16 protein-coding genes and 1 pseudogene are annotated in these 19,956 nt (G+C 64.0%); 10 read left to right on the top strand and 7 right to left on the bottom strand.

All coding sequences use genetic code 11. From position 1 onward, the window contains the following. Nucleotides 1-74 precede the first annotated feature (74 nt). Nucleotides 75-1,691, top strand: a complete 1,617-nt coding sequence (gene nadB, locus CK486_RS16570; protein WP_095941416.1) for an L-aspartate oxidase — start codon at nucleotides 75-77, stop codon at nucleotides 1,689-1,691. Here nadB and CK486_RS16575 read toward each other — a convergent pair. Together CK486_RS16575 and CK486_RS16580 are read right to left on the bottom strand one after the other, a co-directional pair. Then, the gene (locus tag CK486_RS16575) at nucleotides 1,660-2,112 is read right to left on the bottom strand and encodes a protein YgfX (protein WP_095941417.1); all 453 of its coding nucleotides are present in this window, start codon (nucleotides 2,110-2,112) and stop codon (nucleotides 1,660-1,662) included. The two genes, nadB and CK486_RS16575, sit on opposite strands and share 32 nt — an antisense overlap. A gap of 41 nt (nucleotides 2,113-2,153) precedes the next feature. Next, on the bottom strand, nucleotides 2,154-2,408 hold the full coding sequence (locus CK486_RS16580; protein ID WP_095941418.1) for a succinate dehydrogenase assembly factor 2: 255 nt from the start codon (nucleotides 2,406-2,408) through the stop codon (nucleotides 2,154-2,156). Nucleotides 2,409-2,524: 116 nt separating this feature from the next. Here CK486_RS16580 and CK486_RS16585 point away from each other — a divergent pair, with 116 nt between their 5' ends. Continuing rightward, the gene (locus CK486_RS16585; protein ID WP_095941419.1) at nucleotides 2,525-3,466 is read left to right on the top strand and encodes a folate-binding protein YgfZ; all 942 of its coding nucleotides are present in this window, start codon (nucleotides 2,525-2,527) and stop codon (nucleotides 3,464-3,466) included. 36 nt (nucleotides 3,467-3,502) lie between these two features. Then, nucleotides 3,503-4,339, top strand: coding sequence for an HDOD domain-containing protein (locus CK486_RS16590; protein WP_095941420.1), 837 nt, complete (start codon nucleotides 3,503-3,505; stop codon nucleotides 4,337-4,339). A 52-nt stretch (nucleotides 4,340-4,391) separates the two neighbouring features. On the opposite strand, the gene ung is transcribed toward CK486_RS16590, so the two are convergent. Continuing rightward, entirely contained in the window at nucleotides 4,392-5,084 is a 693-nt protein-coding gene (gene ung, locus CK486_RS16595; protein ID WP_095941421.1) for a uracil-DNA glycosylase, read from the bottom strand. A 59-nt stretch (nucleotides 5,085-5,143) separates the two neighbouring features. Beyond that, nucleotides 5,144-6,022, bottom strand: coding sequence for an AraC family transcriptional regulator (locus CK486_RS16600; protein WP_095941422.1), 879 nt, complete (start codon nucleotides 6,020-6,022; stop codon nucleotides 5,144-5,146). A gap of 136 nt (nucleotides 6,023-6,158) precedes the next feature. Here CK486_RS16600 and CK486_RS16605 point away from each other — a divergent pair, with 136 nt between their 5' ends. The 6 genes and pseudogenes from CK486_RS16605 to mmsB all read left to right on the top strand — a co-directional run bounded on the left by CK486_RS16605 (nucleotide 6,159) and on the right by mmsB (nucleotide 13,084). Continuing rightward, a complete protein-coding gene (locus tag CK486_RS16605) occupies nucleotides 6,159-7,652 on the top strand; it encodes a CoA-acylating methylmalonate-semialdehyde dehydrogenase (RefSeq protein ID WP_095941423.1) in 1,494 nt (497 codons plus the stop codon). A gap of 129 nt (nucleotides 7,653-7,781) precedes the next feature. After that, nucleotides 7,782-9,029 carry an ABC transporter substrate-binding protein gene (locus tag CK486_RS16610; RefSeq protein WP_095941424.1) on the top strand — a complete coding sequence of 416 codons (1,248 nt, stop codon included), beginning with the start codon at nucleotides 7,782-7,784 and terminating at the stop codon, nucleotides 9,027-9,029. Between the two features lie 6 nt (nucleotides 9,030-9,035). After that, nucleotides 9,036-10,199: an isobutyryl-CoA dehydrogenase gene (locus CK486_RS16615; protein ID WP_095941425.1), complete on the top strand. Its 1,164-nt coding sequence runs from the start codon at nucleotides 9,036-9,038 to the stop codon at nucleotides 10,197-10,199. Nucleotides 10,200-10,214: 15 nt separating this feature from the next. Next, nucleotides 10,215-11,032: pseudogene (locus CK486_RS16620) on the top strand (enoyl-CoA hydratase). Nucleotides 11,033-11,046: 14 nt separating this feature from the next. Beyond that, on the top strand, nucleotides 11,047-12,150 hold the full coding sequence (locus CK486_RS16625; protein ID WP_095941431.1) for an enoyl-CoA hydratase/isomerase family protein: 1,104 nt from the start codon (nucleotides 11,047-11,049) through the stop codon (nucleotides 12,148-12,150). A gap of 49 nt (nucleotides 12,151-12,199) precedes the next feature. After that, nucleotides 12,200-13,084, top strand: coding sequence for a 3-hydroxyisobutyrate dehydrogenase (gene mmsB, locus CK486_RS16630; protein ID WP_095941426.1), 885 nt, complete (start codon nucleotides 12,200-12,202; stop codon nucleotides 13,082-13,084). Between the two features lie 483 nt (nucleotides 13,085-13,567). Here mmsB and CK486_RS16635 read toward each other — a convergent pair whose 3' ends face one another. From CK486_RS16635 to CK486_RS16645, 3 genes are all read right to left on the bottom strand, one after another. Further along, a complete protein-coding gene (locus CK486_RS16635; protein WP_095941432.1) occupies nucleotides 13,568-14,923 on the bottom strand; it encodes an HlyD family type I secretion periplasmic adaptor subunit in 1,356 nt (451 codons plus the stop codon). A 7-nt stretch (nucleotides 14,924-14,930) separates the two neighbouring features. Further along, nucleotides 14,931-17,087: a type I secretion system permease/ATPase gene (locus tag CK486_RS16640; protein ID WP_095941427.1), complete on the bottom strand. Its 2,157-nt coding sequence runs from the start codon at nucleotides 17,085-17,087 to the stop codon at nucleotides 14,931-14,933. A gap of 171 nt (nucleotides 17,088-17,258) precedes the next feature. Beyond that, nucleotides 17,259-18,602 carry a TolC family outer membrane protein gene (locus CK486_RS16645; protein WP_095941428.1) on the bottom strand — a complete coding sequence of 448 codons (1,344 nt, stop codon included), beginning with the start codon at nucleotides 18,600-18,602 and terminating at the stop codon, nucleotides 17,259-17,261. Between the two features lie 316 nt (nucleotides 18,603-18,918). On the opposite strand from CK486_RS16645, the gene CK486_RS16650 reads away from it, so the two are divergent. Next, on the top strand, nucleotides 18,919-19,956 hold a 1,038-nt coding region (locus CK486_RS16650), incomplete at its 3' end, for a retention module-containing protein (RefSeq protein ID WP_141248923.1).

The following is a 19,956-nucleotide window of genomic DNA, read 5'->3' on the forward strand; positions in this document are numbered from 1 at the left end:
ACACCCGGATATATCGAGCTATTGTGCCGCCCACCCCCTCTATATACTAGGGCCTGCCCCCGCGGATGCAGTCCATGAGCCAACACTTCCAACACGACGTTCTGATCATTGGCAGCGGTGCTGCCGGCCTGACCCTGGCCCTGACCCTGCCCGAGCGCCTGCGCATTGCCGTGCTGAGCAAGGGCGAGCTGGCCAACGGCTCGACCTACTGGGCGCAGGGCGGTGTGGCGGCGGTCCTGGACGAAAGCGACACGGTGGACTCCCACGTTGCCGACACCCTCAATGCCGGAGCCGGTCTGTGCCGCGAAGAAGCGGTGCGCTTTACCGTGGAAAATAGCCGCGAAGCCATCCAGTGGCTGATCGACCAGAACGTGCCCTTCACCCGCGAGAACGAGCAGGATCGTGAAGATGGCGGTTTTGCGTTCCACCTGACCCGCGAGGGCGGTCACAGCCATCGCCGCATCATCCACGCCGCCGACGCCACGGGCGCAGCGATCTTTACCACCCTGCTGGAAAAAGCCCGGCAGCGCAGCAATATCGAGCTGCTGGAACAGCGCGTGGCGGTGGACCTGATCACCGAACGCAAGCTCGGCCTGGCGGGCAATCGCTGTATGGGCGCCTATGTACTGAACCGCGTGAGCGGTGAAGTGGATACCCACAGCGCCCGTTTCGTCATCCTCGCCACCGGTGGTGCCGCCAAGGTCTACCTGTACACCAGCAACTCCGACGGTGCCTGCGGCGACGGCATTGCCATGGCCTGGCGCGCCGGCTGCCGGGTCGGCAATCTGGAATTCAACCAGTTCCACCCGACCTGCCTGTACCACCCGCAAGCCAAGAATTTCCTCATCACCGAAGCCGTCCGCGGCGAAGGCGGCCTGCTCAAGCTGCCCAACGGCGAACGCTTCATGCAGCGCTTCGACAGCCGCGGCGAGCTGGCCCCGCGCGACATCGTCGCCCGCGCCATCGACCATGAGATGAAGCGACTGGGTATTGACTGCGTCTACCTCGACATCAGCCACAAGCCGGCCGACTTCATCAGAAGCCACTTCCCCACCGTCTACGAACGCTGCCTGAGTTTCGGCATCGACATTACCCGCCAGGCCATCCCGGTGGTGCCGGCAGCGCACTACACCTGCGGCGGCGTGGTCGTCGACCAGCATGGGCAGACCGACGTACCCGGCCTGTACGCCATTGGCGAAACCAGTTTCACCGGCCTGCATGGTGCCAACCGCTTGGCCAGCAACTCACTGCTCGAATGCTTCGTCTATGCCCGCTCGGCTGCCGCCGACATCATCGCGCAGCTGGATCAGGTCAGACCCGCAGGCAACCTGCCCAGTTGGGATGCGAGCCAAGTCACCGACTCCGACGAGGACGTGATCATCGCGCACAACTGGGACGAGCTGCGGCGTTTCATGTGGGACTACGTCGGTATCGTGCGCACCAACAAGCGCCTGCAGCGCGCCCAGCACCGGGTGCGCCTGCTGCTCAGCGAAATCGACGAGTTCTACAGCAACTACAAGGTCAGCCGCGACCTGATCGAGCTGCGCAACCTGGCACTGGTCGCCGAACTGATGATCCGCTCGGCTATGCTGCGCCACGAGAGCCGGGGTCTGCACTACACCCTGGACTATCCCGAAATGCTTGAAGAGGCCCGCGACACTATTCTGGTGCCGCCCATCTACGGCGACTGAACTTCAGGCGCACCCGCAGACGTCGATGCAGCGCCGCCGGCAAGGCATCACAGGCGATGCACAAGCCACGGCGCCAGCGCTGATCCCTGAGACGAAAATGCAAGAAGATTGCCGGCGGCAACGCAAGGCTATCGGGGTACAACTGCACCGCCTGCCAGCCGTCACGAACGCTGTACAGCTGCCAGCCATCGGCATCATGACGCAGGCCAGAGATGGCTCCGGCACGGCGCATCAGAAGCTGACGCGGTATCACCCACGCTGCATGCATCAGCAACAGAGTCAGCAAAACGCCTTGCCAATGCCCAGGCAACTCTGCCAGCAAGATGGCCAGGGACGCCAGGGCGGCGACCAGCAGATAACCGCCCAGCAACAGGCGCGAGGGTCGCCAATGGCATTCGAAAGGTTCAATCGTCGACGTCATCGCCCGGCCCTCCCTGGCCGCTGGCGCCTGACCGCACAGCGTTACTGAGGCTGCACGCGATCCAGGATCATCTTGACCATGCGCTTGAGGTCGGCATCTTGCGGCTCTTCGCGCTGCATGAACCAGCCGAACATATCCTGATCCTCGCACTCCAGCAGTTTGCGGTAGCGTGCCTGATCCTCGGCATCCAGAGTGGCATAGACCTCCTGGACGAAAGGCACCAGCAGTACATCCAGCTCCAGCATGCCGCGACGGCTGTGCCAGTAGAGTCGTTTCAGTTCGGTTTCATCGGACATAGCGAGGCTCCCATCAGTCGGAGCGCATTATACCCGCAGCCTCACCGCTCTAGCGCTGACTTTCCGCGACAGCCTCACTATGATGAACGCCTCCAAGGGTTCAACAGCGTTATCCCATGACCACATCAGCGTTTTTCTGCCGCCTCGACCACGAAGCCGTGCTGGCGGTACGCGGCCCGGAAGCGGCCAAGTTTCTCCAGGGTCAGTTGACCTGCAACCTCAACTACCTCAGCGCCACCGCCAGCAGCCTGGGCGCTCGCTGCACACCCAAGGGCCGCATGACCTCCAGCTTCCGCATCCTGCCAGAGGGTGACGGTTACCTGCTGGCACTGGATGGCGACCTGCGCGACAGCCAACTGGCCGACCTGAAGAAATACATTGTCTTCTCCAAGGCTACCATTGCCGACGAAAGTGCCGAGTGGCAACGCTTCGGCCTGGGCCACTGCGACGCACTGCCGGCAGAGCTGGCCGCCCTGTTGCCGGAAGAGAACGACGCCATCCGCACCCACGAGCACCTGCTGGCCATCCGCCTGCCGGGGGCGCGTGCCGAGCTGTGGACCCGCACAGCCCTGGCCGACGAACTGCAACAGCAGCTGCGCAGCCTGCTCCGCGAAGGCAGCCTGAACGACTGGCGCCTGGCACAAATCCGCGCCGGTATCGGCCTGGTCGTCGGCGCCACCCGCGAGCTGTTCATTCCGCAGATGATCAACCTGCAGGCCGTGGGCGGCGTGAGCTTCAAGAAAGGCTGCTACACCGGGCAGGAAATCGTCGCGCGCATGCAGTACCTCGGCAAACTCAAGCGGCGTCTCTATCGCCTCAGCCTTACAGGCCCGGCACCTGAAGCCGGCAGCGAGCTGTTTTCGCCGGTACACGGCAGCTCGGTTGGCGAAGTAGTGCTGGCCGCCGACGCAGGTAACGGTCAGAGCGAACTGCTTGCCGTGCTGCAGGAGGATGCGGTCAACGACACTCGCATCCATCTGGCTAGCCTCGAAGGCCCGGCACTGCAACTACTGGATTTGCCCTATACACTCAACGCTGACCAAGAAATTCAGCGCTGACTACACTGAATCAGGCCCTATCACTAAGGATTGCCCATGACCTCTCTCGCCGAAAAAGTTCAGCAGGAACTGATCCAGGCTATCGAGAACGACGAACTGGTCCTGCCGACCCTGCCCGAGGTTGCCCTCAAGGTGCGCGAGGCCGCTGAAGACCCCAATGTAGGCATCGCCGACCTGGCCAAGGTGATTGGTAACGACGCTGCGCTCACCGCCCGCATCATCAAAGTAGTCAATAGCCCGCTGCTGCGTACCAGCAAGGAAATCACCGACCTGCATATGGCAGTAGGCCGACTGGGCATCAACTACACCGCCAACCTGGCCACAGGTCTGGCCATGGAACAGATGTTCCAGGCCACCAGCGATGTGGTAGACAAGAAGATGCGTGAGGTGTGGAACAAAAGCACCGAAATCGCGGGTATCTGCCACGTTCTGTGCAAGCACTACACTCGCCTGCTGCCCGACCAGGCAACCCTCGCAGGCCTGGTCTCCCAGATCGGCATTTTGCCTATCCTCACTTATGCCGAAGACCACAGCGAGCTGCTGGCCGACTCGATCAGCCTCAATCATGTGATTGAAGCCATTCACCCGATTGTGGGCGACAAGATTCTGCGCACCTGGGATTTCCCCGAGCCGATCGCCTGCGTTCCCAGCCAGTTCCTCAACTTCCAGCGCAACTCGACCAAGGCCGATTACGTCGACATCGTTCAGGTGGCCATGCTGCAAAGCTACCTGGGCAGTGAGCACCCCTACACCAAGCTGGACTGGTCGACTATCCCGGCCTTCGCCAAGCTGGGTCTAGACCCCAACGTCGACATGAAAGAGGACGAAGACCTCTCCGACGCCATGGAAGCCGCGATGAGCATGCTCCAGTAAGCGTCCCGACCATGAAAAAGCCCGCCGATTGGCGGGCTTTTTCATGCCTGTCTCATAAGGCCGGCAAACGCCAGTCGATCGGCGCTTTACCGCGCTGTTCGAGAAACTTGTTGGTGCGACTGAAGTGACCATTGCCCAGGAAGCCCCGATAGGCCGATAGCGGTGATGGATGCGCCGACTTTAGAATCAGGTGACGGGTCGGGTCGATCAGCTTTTCCTTGCTCTGCGCGTGACTGCCCCAGAGCAGGAACACCACCCCCTCGCACTCGCGGTTAACCACCTCGATCACCTTGTCGGTAAAGGGGCCCCAGCCTTCGGCAGCATGGGAGCCGGCACGTGCCTGCTCGACTGTCAGCGAGGTATTGAGCAGCAGCACGCCCTGATCGGCCCAGGACTGCAGGCAACCATGGGCCGGCAGGTCGATATTCAGGTCACGCTGCAGTTCCTTGAAGATATTCACCAGCGAAGGCGGCGCCGGCACGCCCGGCTGCACCGAGAAGCACAGGCCATGGGCCTGACCCGGGCCGTGATAGGGGTCCTGGCCGATGATCACGACCTTCACCTGGGGCAACGGTGTTGAGTTCAGGGCGTTGAAGATCAGCGGCCCCGGCGGAAAAACCACCTTGCCGGCCGCCTTCTCGCCACGCAGGAACTCGCTCAGCTTGAGCATGTAGGGCTTGTCGAACTCCTCGTGCAAGGCCGCTTTCCAGCTCTCTTCCAGCTTGACCCTGTCTGCCGCCGCCATTACCCCATCCCCATCCCGTGTCGTTGATCGCGGCACGCTAGTGAAGGGGGCGCGGCAAGTCAACCGCGATGCAGCGCCCGGTAATGGCTGGGCGCCAGGCCCACCACCCGACGAAACAGCCGCGAGAAGTAGTACGGATCGGTGTAGCCCAGTTGCTCGGCGATCTGCCGGACCTCCAACTGGCTCTCATCCAGCAGCCGGCAGGCATGGGCCATCTTCATCTGGATAAAGGCCTCGATCGGCGCCTGCCCGGTCAGGTCACGGTAGGTCTTGGCGAAATGAAAGCGCGACAGATTGAACGCCGCCGCCAACTCATCGAGATTCAGTGTTTCGTGCAGATGAGCCCGCAGCAGCGCCTGCACGGCCTCCACATCCAGCAAGCGACCGGAGCGCTGACGCCCGCGCAACGGCGCAATTGCCAGCGCAGTTAGCAGGCTCTGCAACTGATGGGCGGCATGCACGAAGTGCGGCAGGCTCAGGCCCTGACGCCGCACACCGAGCAGCGCATCGAACTCACTGAGCAAACGCGGCTGCACACCAATCCGACGCACACCCTGCCCCAGCGGCCTGAGAAACTCCCCCACCAGCTCGCCGTCACAGTGCACCCAGTAGATGGTCCAGGGCCGACCGGCCGCCGCGCCATAGGCATGCGCCTGGCCTCTGGGCAACACCAGCAGATCGCCACCCACCACCTCGAATCGTCCATCTGCTGTTTCCAGCCAGCCCTGCCCGGCCTTGCAGTAGATCAGCAGATCATCCTCTGGCTGTACGCGCTGCATGCCGTGTCCGGCCGCCTCCGGATAGAACCCCAGGGCAATGGGAAAGCAGGCATTACCGAGCGGGTGACGGGACAGCGCACGGCGCAGACGCGGTGGCGTAACGAAGCGCACACCCTGCGGCGGCAGCGGCCAGTTGGAGGTATCGACCAGTTCAGACATCAGAGACTCTCGAAGCAATACGCCAAGATAGTCCATCCCACGAACAAGATCGTCAATCCACAGGCCAGTCCTGCGGGGCTATAACGGAGGCATGACAACAACCGGCGGACCAAGAACCGCCTTATCGGAGAGTTCCATGAGCAGCATCCTGCCGCAGCTGATCGACGGGGAGTGGCGCCAGAGCCAGTCCCACGAAGCCATCGACGTCACCGACCCGGCCACCCAGGCGGTGATCGCCCGCGCGCCCAAGGCCACGCCCGAGGAAATCGAAGCCGCCGTGGCCAGCGCGCGTCAGGCCTTCCTCGCCTGGCGCGAAGTGCCGGCACCGGAGCGCGCGCGGCTGATGCTGCGCTACCAGCACCTGCTCAAGGAGCACCACGACGAGCTGGCCGAAATCCTCGCCCGCGAGACCGGCAAGACCTTCGCCGACGCCAAGGGCGACGTCTGGCGCGGCATCGAGGTGGCCGAGCAGGCCGCCAACATCTGCAGCCTGATGATGGGCGAGACGGTGGAGAACGTCGCCCGTGACATCGACACCGCCAGCTGGATTCAGCCGCTGGGCGTGTGCGTGGGCATCACCCCGTTCAACTTCCCGGCGATGATCCCGCTGTGGATGTTTCCGCTGGCCATCGCCTGCGGCAACACCTTCGTGCTCAAGCCCTCCGAGCAGGACCCGATGACGCCCAACCGCCTCGCGGAACTGTTCATCGAGGCCGGCGCGCCCAAGGGCGTGCTGCAGGTGCTACACGGTGGGCGTGAGGTGGTCGATGCGCTGATCACCCACCCGGAAGTGCGCGCCATCTCCTTCGTCGGCTCGGTGGCGGTCGGCCAGCACATCTACCGTACCGGCACCGACCATCTGAAACGCGTGCAGGCCTTCGCCGGCGCCAAGAACCACATGGTGATCATGCCCGACGCGCCCAAGGACCAGGTGCTCAGCAACCTGGTCGGCGCCAGTTGCGGCGCTGCCGGACAGCGCTGCATGGCCATCAGCGTGGCGGTGTTCGTCGGTGAGTCCAAGGCCTGGATCGCTGAACTGGCCGAGCAGATGGCCGCGCTGCGCCCCGGTTACTGGAGCGACACCGGCGCCGCCTACGGACCGGTCATCAGCCCGCAGGCCAAGGCCCGTGTGCTGGGCCTGATCGCACAGGGCAAGGCCGAGGGTGCCGAATGCCTGGTAGACGGTTCGGACTGCACAGTGGAAGGCTACCCCGACGGCAACTGGGTCGGCCCGACCCTGTTCCGCGGCGTCACCCCTCAGATGGCCATCTACCGCGAGGAAATCTTCGGCCCGGTGCTGGTGTGCATCGAGGTCGAGACCCTGGACGAGGCCATCGCCCTGGTCAACGCCAGCCCCTACGGCAACGGCACCAGCATCTTCACCCGCTCCGGCGGCGCCGCGCGGCACTACCAGCATGCGGTCGAGGTCGGCCAGGTCGGCATCAACGTGCCCATCCCGGTGCCGCTGCCGTTCTTCTCCTTCACAGGCTGGAAGGGCTCCTTCTATGGCGACCTGCACGCCTATGGCAAGCAGGCGGTGCGTTTCTACACCGAGACCAAGACGGTCACCAGCCGCTGGTTCGACGACAGCCCGGTGAGCGGGCCCAATCTGACCATCAGCCTGAAATAAGGGAGAACTTGCGCTTCCCTTGACCCCGCTCATGGAAAGCGCCGATTACGACCAATCGCTAATGCCCTTCCCCTTGCCGGGCCCGTCAGAGTCGCTGACCGGCCGCCACGGCCCGACAAGGAGGATGCAATGAAGCGACTGACTGCCACCCTGGCTCTGTGGGCCGGGATCACCGCCTGTGCGCAGGCTGCCGAGCCGATCACCCTCGGCCTCAACTACCCGCGCACCGGCCCGTACAAGGAGGAAGGCTTGGCCCAGATGCGCGGCGCCCTGCTGGCCATCGATGAGCTCAACGCCCAAGGCGGTGTGCTCGGCCGCCCTGTGCGCCTGGAAAGCCGCGACACCGCATCGCGTCCGGAAAAGGCCGTGAAGAACGTCAACAGTCTGGCCGATCAGGGCGCGGCCATGCTCTTCGGCGGCGCCTCCAGCGCGGTGGCCATCGCCGCCGGCCAACAGGCCCGCGAACGCGGCCTGCTGTACTTCGGCACCCTCACCTACTCCAACGACACCACCGGCAAGGACGGCCAGCGCTACCTGTTCCGCGAATGCAACAACGCCTGGATGAGCGCCCGAGCCCTCGGCCAGTACCTGAGCAAGACCCAGCCGGACAGCCGCTACTTCTACGTCACCGCCGACTACACCTGGGGCCTGACCACAGAGAGCTCGCTGCGCCAGACCACCGGCAGCACCGACACCGCCCAGCACCCCGGAGTCAAGGTGCCCTTCCCGCGCGCCCGCCAGCGTGACTTCCAGCAGGCCCTGCAGCAGGCCGCGCAGAGTCAGGCCCAGGTGCTGGTTCTGGTGCTGTTCGGCGAGGACCTGGTCGATGCCATGCGCATCGCCGGCAGCCTGGGCCTGACCGGCAAGCTGCAGATCGTCGCGCCCAACCTCACCCAGGCCATGGTCGAGCAGGCCGGCCCTCTGCTGATGCAGGGCGTGATCGGCACCGAGCCCTGGACCTGGCGCGTGCCCGAGCGCGAAGACTCGGCCGCGGGCAGAGCCTTCGTCGAGCAGTTCAGCCAGCGTTTTGGCGTCTACCCCTCCAGTTCCGCCGCTTCAGCCTACAGCATCGTCCACCAGTGGGCCGACGCCGCCGGGCGTGCCAACAGTCTGGACAGCGAGGCGCTGATCAAGGCCCTGGAAGGCCACCGCTACCGCCTGCTCAAAGGCGAGCAGCAGTGGCGCGCCTTCGACCACCAGAACGTGCAGAGCGTCTACGTGGTCAAGGTCAAGCCGCGCAACGAGGTGATGAAGGATCGCCTCAAGCAGGATTACTTCGACATCGTGCATCAACTCGACGGCGAGCAGGCCGCACCGAGCCTGGCCGAATGGCAGGCCGAGCGCCGCGCCGCCGGAAAACCCACCATCTTGCAGTGAGCCCCCATGGATTTCGAACTCAGTGAAGAACAACGCCTGCTGGTCGACAGCGCCCGCGCCTTCGCCGCTGCGGAGCTGACTCCGCACGCCGCTGACTGGGACCGCGAGCACCACTTCCCGGTGGACGTGATCAAGCGCGCCGCCGAGCAGGGCTACCTGGCCCTGTACCTGCCGGAAGAGGACGGCGGCCTGGGCCTCTCCAGGCTGTCGGCTTCACTGATCTTCGAACAGCTGGCCGCCGGCTGCATCGCCACCACGGCCTTCCTGACCATCCACAACATGGCCAGCTGGATGCTCGCCAGCTTTGGCGACCGGGCGCTCAAGGACGCCTGGCTGCCGAAGCTCACCAGCGGCCAGCTGCTGGCTTCCTACTGCCTGACCGAGCCGGACGCCGGCTCCGACGCCGCCCACCTGCGCACCCGTGCCCGCCGCAACGGCAACGACTACGTGCTCGATGGCAGCAAGTGTTTTATCTCCGGCGCCGGCAGCACCGATGTACTGATCGTCATGGCGCGCACCGGCGAGGACGGCGCCAAAGGCATCTCCTGCTTCCTGGTGCCCGGCGATGCGCCCGGGGTGAAGTACGGCCGCAACGAGCTGAAGATGGGCTGGCGCGCACAGCCGACCCGTACCATCAGCTTCGAGGGCGTGCGCATCCCGGCCGGCAACCGCATCGGGCCGGAAGGTCAGGGCTTCGTCTACGCCATGAAGGGCCTGGACGGTGGCCGCATCAACATCGCCAGCTGCTCGCTGGGCGCCGCTCAGGCCGCACTGGAGCAGAGTCTGCGCTACGTGGAGGAGCGCAAGCAGTTCGGCAAGGCCCTGGCCGAGTTCCAGGCCCTGCAGTTCAAGCTGGCCGACATGCTCACCGACCTGACGGCCAGCCGCCAGATGGTGCGCCTGGCTGCCGCCAAGCTCGACGCCCGCCACCCCGAGGCCACGCTGTACTGCGCCATGGCCAAGCGTTTCGCCACCGATCACTGCTTCACGGTATGCAACGAGGCCCTGCAGCTGCACGGCGGCTACGGCTACCTCAACGACTACCCGCTGGAGCGCTGGGTGCGCGACAGCCGCGTGCACCAGATTCTCGAAGGCACCAATGAAATCATGCGGGTGATCACCGCGCGCCGCCTGCTCGAGCAGGGCGGCATGCTCGATCGCCTGCTGTAAGACAAGGAGACCGCTATGAGCACCGCCATCGAAACCTACAAGTCCGGCCCCTTCGACCTGACCCACAAGCTGACCGTGGAAAAGCACGGTCACACCGCGCTGATCACCATCAATCATCCGCCAGCCAACACCTGGGACCGTGACTCGCTGATCGGCCTCAAGCAGCTGGTCGAGCACCTCAACCACGACGATGACATCTACGCCCTTGTGATCACCGGCCAGGGCAGCAAGTTCTTCTCTGCCGGCGCCGACCTCAACCTGTTCGCCGACGGCGACAAGGCCCGCGCCCGCGAAATGGCGCGTCGCTTCGGCGAGGCCTTCGAGGCGCTGAGTCACTTCCGTGGCGTGTCGATCGCCGCGATCAACGGCTACGCCATGGGCGGCGGCCTGGAGTGCGCGCTGGCCTGCGACATCCGCATCGCCGAGCGCCAGGCGCAGATGGCCCTGCCGGAAGCCACGGTGGGCCTGTTGCCCTGCGCCGGCGGCACCCAGAACCTGCCCTGGCTGGTGGGCGAAGGCTGGGCCAAGCGCATGATCCTCTGCGGCGAGCGCATCGATGCCGAGACCGCCCTGCGTATCGGCCTCATCGAGCAGGTGGTCGATACCGGCGAGGCCCGCGGCCACGCCCTGCTGCTGGCCTCCCGCGTGGCACGGCAGAGCCCGGTGGCGGTGCGCGCGATCAAGCCGCTGATTCAGGGCGCGCGGCAGCGCGGACCGAGCAGTTGGCTGCCGGAAGAGCGCGAGCGCTTCGTCGACCTGTTCGATGCCGACGACACCCGCGAGGGCGTCAACGCCTCCTCGAGAAGCGTGATCCCCAGTGGCGCAATAAATAAAGGCGGAACAAATGATGGACGTGCATTTCGAGGAACTCATCGCCCCCCACGGCGCGCGCATCGGCGTGGCCACCCTCAACGCCGAGAAAAGCCTTAACGCCCTGAGCCTGCCGATGGTCGAGGCGCTCGACGCCCACCTCAAACGCTGGGCCGAGGACCCGGCCATTGCCTGCGTGCTGCTGCGCGGCGCCGGGCCCAAGGCCTTCTGCGCCGGCGGCGACGTGGTGCAACTGGTGCAGCAATGCCGCGAGACACCGGGCACCGTGCCGGAACTGGCCAAGCGCTTCTTCGCCGACGAATACCGCCTGGATCACCGCATCCACACCTATCCCAAGCCGCTGATCTGCTGGGCCCACGGCCACGTGCTGGGCGGTGGCATGGGCCTGATGCAGGGCGCAAGCATCCGCATCGTCACCCCCAGCAGCCGGCTGGGTATGCCCGAGGTGAATATCGGCCTGTTCCCGGATGTCGGCGGCAGCTGGTTCCTCGCCCGTCTGCCGGGCCGGCTCGGCCTGTTCCTGGGCCTGACCGCCAGCCCGATCAACGCTCGCGACGCGCTGGACCTGAACCTGGCCGACCGCTTCCTGCTCGACGAGCAACAGGACGCAATGATTGACGGACTGGTGCAGATCAACTGGCAGGAGCAGCCGCAGGCGCAGCTCCTGAGCCTGCTCCAGGCCCTGGAGCACGAGGCGCTCAGCCATCTACCTGAGGCCCAGTGGCTACCCCGCCGGGCACGCCTCGATGCGCTGCTGGATGTGCCCGACCTGCCCAGCGCCTGGCATGCCCTGCTCGCCCTGCGCGAGGACGACGACGGCCTGCTGGCCCGCGCGGCAAAGACCGTCGCCGGCGGCTGCCCGCTGACCGGGCACCTGGTGTGGGAGCAGATCCGCCGCGCCCGGCACCTGTCGCTGGCCGAGGTGTTCCGCCTGGAATATGCCATGGCGCTGAACTGCTGTCGCCACCCGGAATTCCCGGAGGGCGTGCGCGCCCGGCTGATCGACAAGGACCACCAGCCCCGCTGGCACTGGCCGGATGTGAGCCATGTCCCGCCGGCAGCCATCGAAGCGCACTTCCACCCGGCGTGGGACGGCACACACCCGCTGGCCGATCTCTGACCCCAGCCACCTGTCGCACCAACCACCTGTCGCAAAAAGGAGAACAACAATGACGACAATCGCCTTTATCGGCCTCGGCCACATGGGCCTGCCCATGGCCCGCAACCTGCTGAAAGCCGGCTTTGCCCTGCGCGTGTTCGATCTGCTGCAGAGCGCCGTCGACAGCCTGGCGGCCGAGGGCGCCACGCCGGCCGCCAGCGCCGCCGAGGCGGTGGCCGGGGCCGGTGTTGTGGTGTCGATGCTGCCGGCCAGCCGTCATGTCGAGGGGCTGTACCTGGGCGAGAGCGGCCTCATGGCGCAGATCTCCCCCGGCAGTCTGGTGCTGGAATGCTCGACCATCGCCCCGGAGTCGGCGCGCAAGGTCCACGCCGCCGCCAGCGCGCGCGATATCGCCATGCTCGATGCGCCGGTCTCCGGTGGCACCGCCGGCGCGGCGGCCGGCACCCTGACCTTTATGGTTGGCGGCGATGCCGCTGTGCTTGAACGCGCCCGCCCGGTGCTGTCCGCCATGGGCAAGAACCTGTTCCACGCCGGCCCCGACGGCGCCGGCCAGGTGGCCAAGGTGTGCAACAACCAGCTGCTGGCCGTGCAGATGATCGGTACCGCCGAGGCCCTGGCACTCGGCGTGGCCAATGGCCTGGACGCGGCGACCCTGGCCGAGATCATGCGCCAGAGCTCCGGTGGCAACTGGGTGCTGGAGAAGTACAACCCCTGGCCGGGCGTGATGGAAAACGCCCCGGCTTCCAAGGGCTATTCCGGCGGTTTTATGAGCCAGCTGATGGCCAAGGACCTCGGTCTGGCCCAGGAGGCGGCCCAACTCACCGCCAGCAGCACGCCGATGGGCGCGCTGGCCCTGCAGCTGTACCGCCTGCTGCTCAAGCAGGGGCATGGCGAGCTGGACTTCTCGGCGGTGCAGAAGCTGTTTGTCGAGTAACCCAGTCAAACGCGAAAGCCACGGTCTGCTTGGTTATTGCGAGGTTGGGTTGGCTTCTTTGGCCGGAGCCTGGCCATTTGCTGCGCTGGCAGACGGTCCGGGTTTCGCCCTTCACGGGCGACTCACTTGATTCGCTTCGCTCACCCTTCGGGCCAGCCTGCAGCTGTTACTCCGCTTCGCTGCGTAGCTTTGCTTGTGCAAAGAAAGTAAGCAAAGAAACACACCCCTTCATCCGGCCCCGGCTCCGCCGGGGTCCACTCACTCCATCGTCGCTCCAAGGCCCTTGTAAGCCGGCCCCCGGAGCGGCGCCGGAAGGAGGGAAGTCGCGCGCAGCACGACCCGGATGTCGGGTGTCCTTTTTCTTTGGTTACTTTCTTGTTGGACAAGCAACAAGAAAGTGACTCGCCCAAGAAGGGCGAAACCCGGACCCTCAGCCTGCACGGAAAACGGCTGATGACCCCCAACCCAATAAACGATCGGCGCCTAGCGTTCCCTCAACGCCTCGGACTGCGCCCGCAGAATCGGCTTGAGCAGGTACGAAAGCACGCTCTTCTTGCCAGTGATGATGTCCACCGACGCCACCATCCCGGGAATGATCAGCAGCGGGCGCTTCTCGGTCCCCAGATGGCTCTTTTCGGTGCGCAACTGGATGACGTAGAAGCTGTTGCCATCCTCATCGGTGATGCTGTCGGCACCTATATTCACCAGCTCGGCCTTGAGCCCGCCGTAGATGGTGTAGTCATAGGCAGTGAACTTGACCATGGCTTCCTGCCCCGGATGAAGGAAGGCGATGTCCTGAGGACGGATGCGCGCTTCCACCAGCAGGTGATCATCCAGCGGTACCACCTCGACCAGATCGCTGCCGGGCTGGATCACCCCGCCGATGGTATTGACCAGCAGCTGCTTGACGATACCCCGAACCGGCGAGGTAACCAGAGTGCGCTTGACCCTGTCCTCCAGCGCCTTGCCGGTGGCCTGGATCTTGTTCAGTTCGGTGCTCACCTCATTGAGCTGGGTCAGCGCCTCGCTCCGGAAGCGCGAGCGGGTTTCCTCGATCTTGCGCTGCACCTCGACAATCGCCGACTCGGCCCGCGGAATCGCCAGCCCGGTGGCCTCCAGCTCGCCCTGGCTTTCCACTTCGGCACGCTTGAGGCGCAGCACTTCCACCTGGGAAATCGCCCCCTCGGCCACCAGCGGCTCGGACATCCGGATTTCCTGGCGCAGCAGGTTGAGGCTGTTGCGCACCTGAGCCTGTTTGGACTGAAACTCGCGCAGCTCCTGCTGGCGCTGCACCAGTTGCTCCTCCAGACCGGCCACTTCATCGGTGAGCTGCTGCTGACGGCTGTTGAACAGCTCGCGTTCACTGTCGGCCAGGCCCGGCGCCTTCTCCTGCACTTCCGCCGGCACCGCCAGTTCACGACCATCGACCTCGGCACGCAGGCGTTCGACCTGCATCAGCAGCGACAGGCGGTCAGCCTCGGTTTCGCCGACATTGGAGGCAAAACGTGTGTCGTCCAGGCGCAGCAGGGCATCGCCCTTTTCCACCAGTTGCCCCTCGCGGACAAACAGCTCGGCGACGATGCCACCTTCCAGGTTCTGGATCTTCTGCAGCTTGGATGAGGGAATCGCCTTGCCGTCACCACGGGTGACCTCGTCGACCACGGCGAAATGCGCCCACAGCAGGGCGAACAGGAAAAAGCCGACCAGCGCCCAGATGGTCAGGCGCACCACGCGCGGGGCATCTTCCACCAGAGCCTTGCTGACTTCCGGCAGCGGTTCGTCGCCAAGCGGGTCGCCGGCGCCGAAGTAGGCCCGCAGTACCTCGCGCCACTTCTGCAGAAACGATTTAGCTGACACTGATCTGCCCCCGCTTCAAGGCATCCATGACCGCCTCTTTCGGGCCGTCGGCAATAATCTGCCCGCGGTCGATGATCACCAGGCGGTCCACCAGGCTGAGCATGGACGCGCGGTGAGTCACCAGCAGCAGAGTCTTGTTGGCCAGCAGGGACTGCAGGCGCTGCTTGAGGCGTTCCTCGCCGGTGTTGTCCATCGAGCTGGTGGGCTCGTCCAGCAGCAGGATCGGCGGATCGAGCAGCAGCGCTCGGGCCAGAGCCACGTTCTGCCGCTGACCGCCGGAAAGATTCTGTCCGCGCTCACCCACCTGCATTTCGTAGCCTTCCGGGTGCAGCCGGGCAAACTCGTGCACCCCGGCCAGCTCGGCGGCCTGCAGCACCAGATCGTCCTCGACATAGCGCGCGCCGCTGACCAGGTTATCGCGCAGAGTACCGGCAAACAGCTGGATATCCTGCGGCACATAACCGATGTTGTGGCGCAGATCGCTGACGTCCAGCTGGCGGCTGTCAATACCGTCGACCAGCAGGCTGCCGGACTCGGGCTGGTAGAGGCCGACGATCAGCTTGGCCAGCGAGCTTTTACCCGAGCCGCTGCGGCCAATGATGCCGATCTTCTCGCCCGGCCGGACCACCATATTGATGCCCCTGAGCGCCTCCTGCTGCTGGTTGGGGTAACTGAAATCGACCTTGCGAAACTCGATGGCGCCCTGCAGATTCTGGCGTTTGAGCGGCCGCTCGTCCTCCACCCGCTCCTGCGGCAGGGCCATCATCTGCTCGACGTTGGTCATGGTCAGCTTGGCCTGCTGGTAACGGGTCAGCAGCCCGGACATCTGGGTCAGCGGACCAAGAGCGCGGCCATTGAGCATGTAGCAGGCAATCAGGCCGCCCATGCTGAGATCACCGGCGATGATCAGATAAACGCCCAGCACGATCATCAGCACACCGGCCATCTGCTGCAGCAACAGGGTCAGGTTCATCGCCAGACTGGAGAGCATCTTCACCCGCAGCTCCAGACGGCTGAGGGTGCCGATGGTCTGCTCCCAGAGGTACTGGCGCTCACTCTCGGCATTGTTGACCTTGACCGCATCGAGGCCGGCCAGCGTCTCGATCAGGCTCGACTGGCGTTCGGCGGACAGTGCCAGGGTGCGGTCGATGGTCTCCACCAGCGGCTTCTGCAACGCCCAGTTGATGGCAAACGCCAGCGGGAAGGCCAGCAGCGGAATCCACGCCAGGTGACCGCCAATCAGGGCAATGACCAGCAGAACCAGCAGGGTGAACGGCAGGTCGATCACGCTCGCCAGGGTCAGCGAGGCGAGGAAATCCCGCAGGCTCTGAAACTCGTGAATGTTCTGGGCAAAGCTGCCGACACGCGCCGGGCGGTACTTCATGGCCATGCCGACGATGCGCTCGAACAGCGTGGCGGAGATGATCAGATCAGTCTTCTTGCCGGCAAGATCCAGGCACAGGCCACGCAGGGTCTTGAGCAACAGGTCGAAGAAGAACGCACCACTGATGCCGATGGCCAGCACCCACAGGGTTGCTTCGGCCTGGTTGGGCACCACGCGGTCGTAGACGTTCATGGTGAACAACGGCACCAGCAGACCGATCACGTTGATCAGCAGGCTGGCCGCCACCGCATCGATGTACAGCCAGCGCGAGCGCAGCAGGGTATCGCGGAACCAGCGCTGGGTACGCGGAATCAGTTCGCCACGGCCAAGATCGAGCTTGTGCTGCGGCTGGGCGAAGAACACCTCACCGCTGTAGTCGGCCTCCAGCAGTTCGGCAGCGACCGTGACCTCGCCCCCCTCCGTCTCGCTGGGCATGATGCGTGCCCGGCCATCGTCTTCCCAGGCCAGCAGGATGGCGCATCGACCATCCTTGAGCAGAAGCATGGCCGGCAAGGCCAGTGCCGGGATCTGCTTGAGGCCACGGCGCAGCCAGCGGCCCTGCAGGCCGCCACGCGCAGCAGCACGGGGCAGCAACTCGGCCGTCAGACGCTGCTCGGGCAGCGGCAGACCGGCGGTGAGCATGGCCCGGCTGACCGACTTCTGGTGCAGGGCACACAGCGACAGCAGACTGTCCAGCAGCGGATCATCGTAGCGATCACGCGGATCGCTGGTGGGTAGCGCTTGACTGGTTTCGGCGGTCACTCGGTCATTCCCAGGCAGTAAGAATCTGATCAAAGTCTGCTGCGCGTCGGGCCTGCAGCGTTAAAAGCAGGCTCGAAATGCTCATTTACCATTCGTAAACTCCGCTTCCTCACCTGCTTTTGCCTTGCATGCCTCTAGCTCGCGAGACCTTGAACACATTCTGAGGGGCGATCAGTTCAGTCCTGGCAATTGTGCCTGACTCTTGACCTCGTCCAGTGCGGTAGCCGCCATCGGTGCCACTACGCCCTGACTCTTGAGCAAGGTGCCCATGGTGGCCTTGATCCGGTACTGGGTAAACAGCTCGATGAATTTCACTTCCTGCAGACGGCGCTGGGCGGTGAACAATTCGTTCTCGCTGTCGAGCAGATCGAGCAGGCTGCGCTCGCCCAGGGTGAACTGCTTCTGGTACGACGTGCGCACCTTGCTGCTGTAATCCACATATTCTTCGGCGATCGGCAACTGGGCACGGGCGTTATCCCAGGCATTCCAGGCCAGACCGAGGTCTTCGTTCAATACGCGCAGGGCATTGTTGCGAATGTCCATGGCCTCGTTGATCTGGTAGGACTTGGCTTCCAGATCGGCCTTGTTGCTGCCACCGGCAAACAGGTTGTAGCGCATGCGCAGCATGGCCTGCCAGTCGTTGTTGTGACCCGGATCACCGTCCAGGTTGTTGTCGGCACTGCGCGAGAGTTCAGCATCGAAGCGCGGATAGAAGGCCGACTTGGCCGCCTGGTACTGCTGCTCGGTGGCCTGCACATCAGCCTCGGCCGAACGCAGCAGCGGGTTGTCTTCAATCATCTGCCGGCGGGCCTGCTCGACAGTCTCCGGCAACTGGCCAACCAGACCGGCCGGCTCACTCAGACCTTCCGGGGCATTGCCGACCAGACTCAGGTAGTTCACCTGAGCATCATTGAAGTTGACCTCTTCGGTCAGCAGGTTGTTGCGCGCCTGGGCCAGGCGCGCCTCAGCCTGATCAAGGTCAGCCATGCGGCCCACGCCCTGCTGACTGCGCAGGCGGATCTGATCATAGATGCGCTCGTGGCTGCGCAGGTTTTCCTGAGCCAGGCGGACCAGCTCCTGGCGCTTGAGCACATTAAGGTAGGCATTGACCACATCGAGGCCAGTGCGCTCGGCAGTGCCGAGCAACGAGTACGCACGCGAGTTGACCGTGGCACGCTGGCGACCCACCTCGCTGGAGGTAGCAAAGCCGTCAAAGATCATCTGTTGCAGTCGTACGCTGGACTCGCCCCGGGTCAGGGTCTTGAAGCCATGCTCGTCGGTGCGGCTGCCGGGGCTGTCAGTCCCTTCCCGGCCATAGCCACCCAGCAGATCGACACTGGGCAGATAGCCACCCTTGGCGGCCTGCAGATTGGCATCGGCGCTCAGGCGACTATTGACCCCCGCACTCACCTCCGGATGCACCTCCAGGGCACGTTGCATGGCTTCTTGCAGGGTCTGGGCCGACACTGCGGCACTGGCTAGCATCAGCAGAGAGAATGACAGAGAGCGGCGCATCGGAATGTCGAATCCTTATAGACAGAAGTCAGATCGTAAAGACACAAGGCTGGCTAACCTTAAAGGCCCCAAGCACTACCATGACTCGCGGAAGTGAACAGTCGTGAACTGATATCAAAGTGACATCAACCTGACGAAGTGTTTATGATCAGTCCAAGCTGGTCAATAGTTTGGCATATCATTTATAGCTAACAGAAATAAGCCATAAAAGTGACGACAATAATTTGTTCGCCATCTATTCACCCGGACGTATTGGGACAGTACCCTGAAAAACTGTGACGCAGTCTACAAAACTAAATGGATTCGGAGTGAGTGAATGAGCAGCGTGGTTGCCATCATCAAAAGCGTTATCGGCCAAGTTTTTGCCGTTTCCATTGAAGGTATTCAGCGTCAGGTATTTGAAGGCGAACGCCTGTTGCAGGGCGAACAACTGCTGACCGGTAGCCTCGGCGCCGTGACCCTGCAAACCACAGAAGGCAAGACCATCGAACTGGGCAACAACCAGCAATGGCCGCTGCGTGAGGAGGAATCCAAACAGCAGGATGTTGATGAGGACTCCTCTGTAGAAGACCTGCAACAAGCCATTACCGCAGGTATCGACCCCTCCGCAGAAATAGACGACACCGCTGCTGGCCCGACCGCAGCAGGTGGGTCAAGTGGTGGCGGCTTCGGCGGCGGCCACAGTTTTGTCATGCTCGATGCCACCAACCAGCAACTGCAGGCAGAGGTCGGCTACACCACCGGCAACCTTGGCGAACTGGCCGCTGCGCAAGGCGTCGAGCAAGAGCGCGACGATAACCCGCGATCGCCACTGGAGCTGGATCCGGTTGCCCCTTCTCTTGTCATCAGCGGCGAAACTCAATCCCTGCTGATCGGTCAGTCGACCCAGATCCGTTTCAGCTTCAGTGAAAGCGTGCAGGGTTTCAGCGCTGCCGATATTGCTGCCAGCGGCGGCACCATCAGCGATCTGGCACAGATCAACGCCACCACCTGGGTCGCCACATTCACTCGAGGCCCCAGCGGCGCCCCCGGCATCAGCGTGCTGGCCGGCAGCTATACCGACTTGGTAGGCAACCCCGGAACCGCAGGTAGCCTTGCCATCAACGGAGCGCCGCAAACCAGTGACAGCACCGCCAGCACAGGCGAGAACGTCGTGTTCAACGGCAATGTGCCTGCCGCCAGCGATGTCGACGGCACGATCAGCAGCTACACCCTGCTGACGTCCCCCAGTGCCGGCAGCCTGACCTTCAACCCTAACGGCAGCTACAGCTTCAACCCCGACAGTGCCTTTGATGACCTCGCGGCTGGTGAAAGCCGCAACGTGACGTTTACCTATACCGCCACCGACAACAAC

Source organism: Pseudomonas sp. HAR-UPW-AIA-41 (assembly GCF_002304225.1).
GTDB lineage: Bacteria > Pseudomonadota > Gammaproteobacteria > Pseudomonadales > Pseudomonadaceae > Aquipseudomonas.

Excerpts from the sequence above, each read along its gene's own strand:
- CK486_RS16610 (WP_095941424.1), top strand. The coding sequence starts at position 7,782 with ATGAAGCGACTGACTGCCACCCTGGCTCTGTGGGCCGGGATCACCGCC.
- CK486_RS16605 (WP_095941423.1), top strand. The coding sequence starts at position 6,159 with ATGAGCAGCATCCTGCCGCAGCTGATCGACGGGGAGTGGCGCCAGAGC.
- ung (WP_095941421.1), bottom strand. The coding sequence starts at position 5,084 with ATGGCGGCGGCAGACAGGGTCAAGCTGGAAGAGAGCTGGAAAGCGGCC.
- mmsB (WP_095941426.1), top strand. The coding sequence starts at position 12,200 with ATGACGACAATCGCCTTTATCGGCCTCGGCCACATGGGCCTGCCCATG.
- nadB (WP_095941416.1), top strand. The coding sequence starts at position 75 with ATGAGCCAACACTTCCAACACGACGTTCTGATCATTGGCAGCGGTGCT.
- CK486_RS16625 (WP_095941431.1), top strand. The coding sequence starts at position 11,047 with ATGGACGTGCATTTCGAGGAACTCATCGCCCCCCACGGCGCGCGCATC.
- CK486_RS16580 (WP_095941418.1), bottom strand. The coding sequence starts at position 2,408 with ATGTCCGATGAAACCGAACTGAAACGACTCTACTGGCACAGCCGTCGC.
- CK486_RS16615 (WP_095941425.1), top strand. The coding sequence starts at position 9,036 with ATGGATTTCGAACTCAGTGAAGAACAACGCCTGCTGGTCGACAGCGCC.
- CK486_RS16645 (WP_095941428.1), bottom strand. The coding sequence starts at position 18,602 with ATGCGCCGCTCTCTGTCATTCTCTCTGCTGATGCTAGCCAGTGCCGCA.
- CK486_RS16575 (WP_095941417.1), bottom strand. The coding sequence starts at position 2,112 with ATGACGTCGACGATTGAACCTTTCGAATGCCATTGGCGACCCTCGCGC.
- CK486_RS16590 (WP_095941420.1), top strand. The coding sequence starts at position 3,503 with ATGACCTCTCTCGCCGAAAAAGTTCAGCAGGAACTGATCCAGGCTATC.
- CK486_RS16600 (WP_095941422.1), bottom strand. The coding sequence starts at position 6,022 with ATGTCTGAACTGGTCGATACCTCCAACTGGCCGCTGCCGCCGCAGGGT.
- CK486_RS16585 (WP_095941419.1), top strand. The coding sequence starts at position 2,525 with ATGACCACATCAGCGTTTTTCTGCCGCCTCGACCACGAAGCCGTGCTG.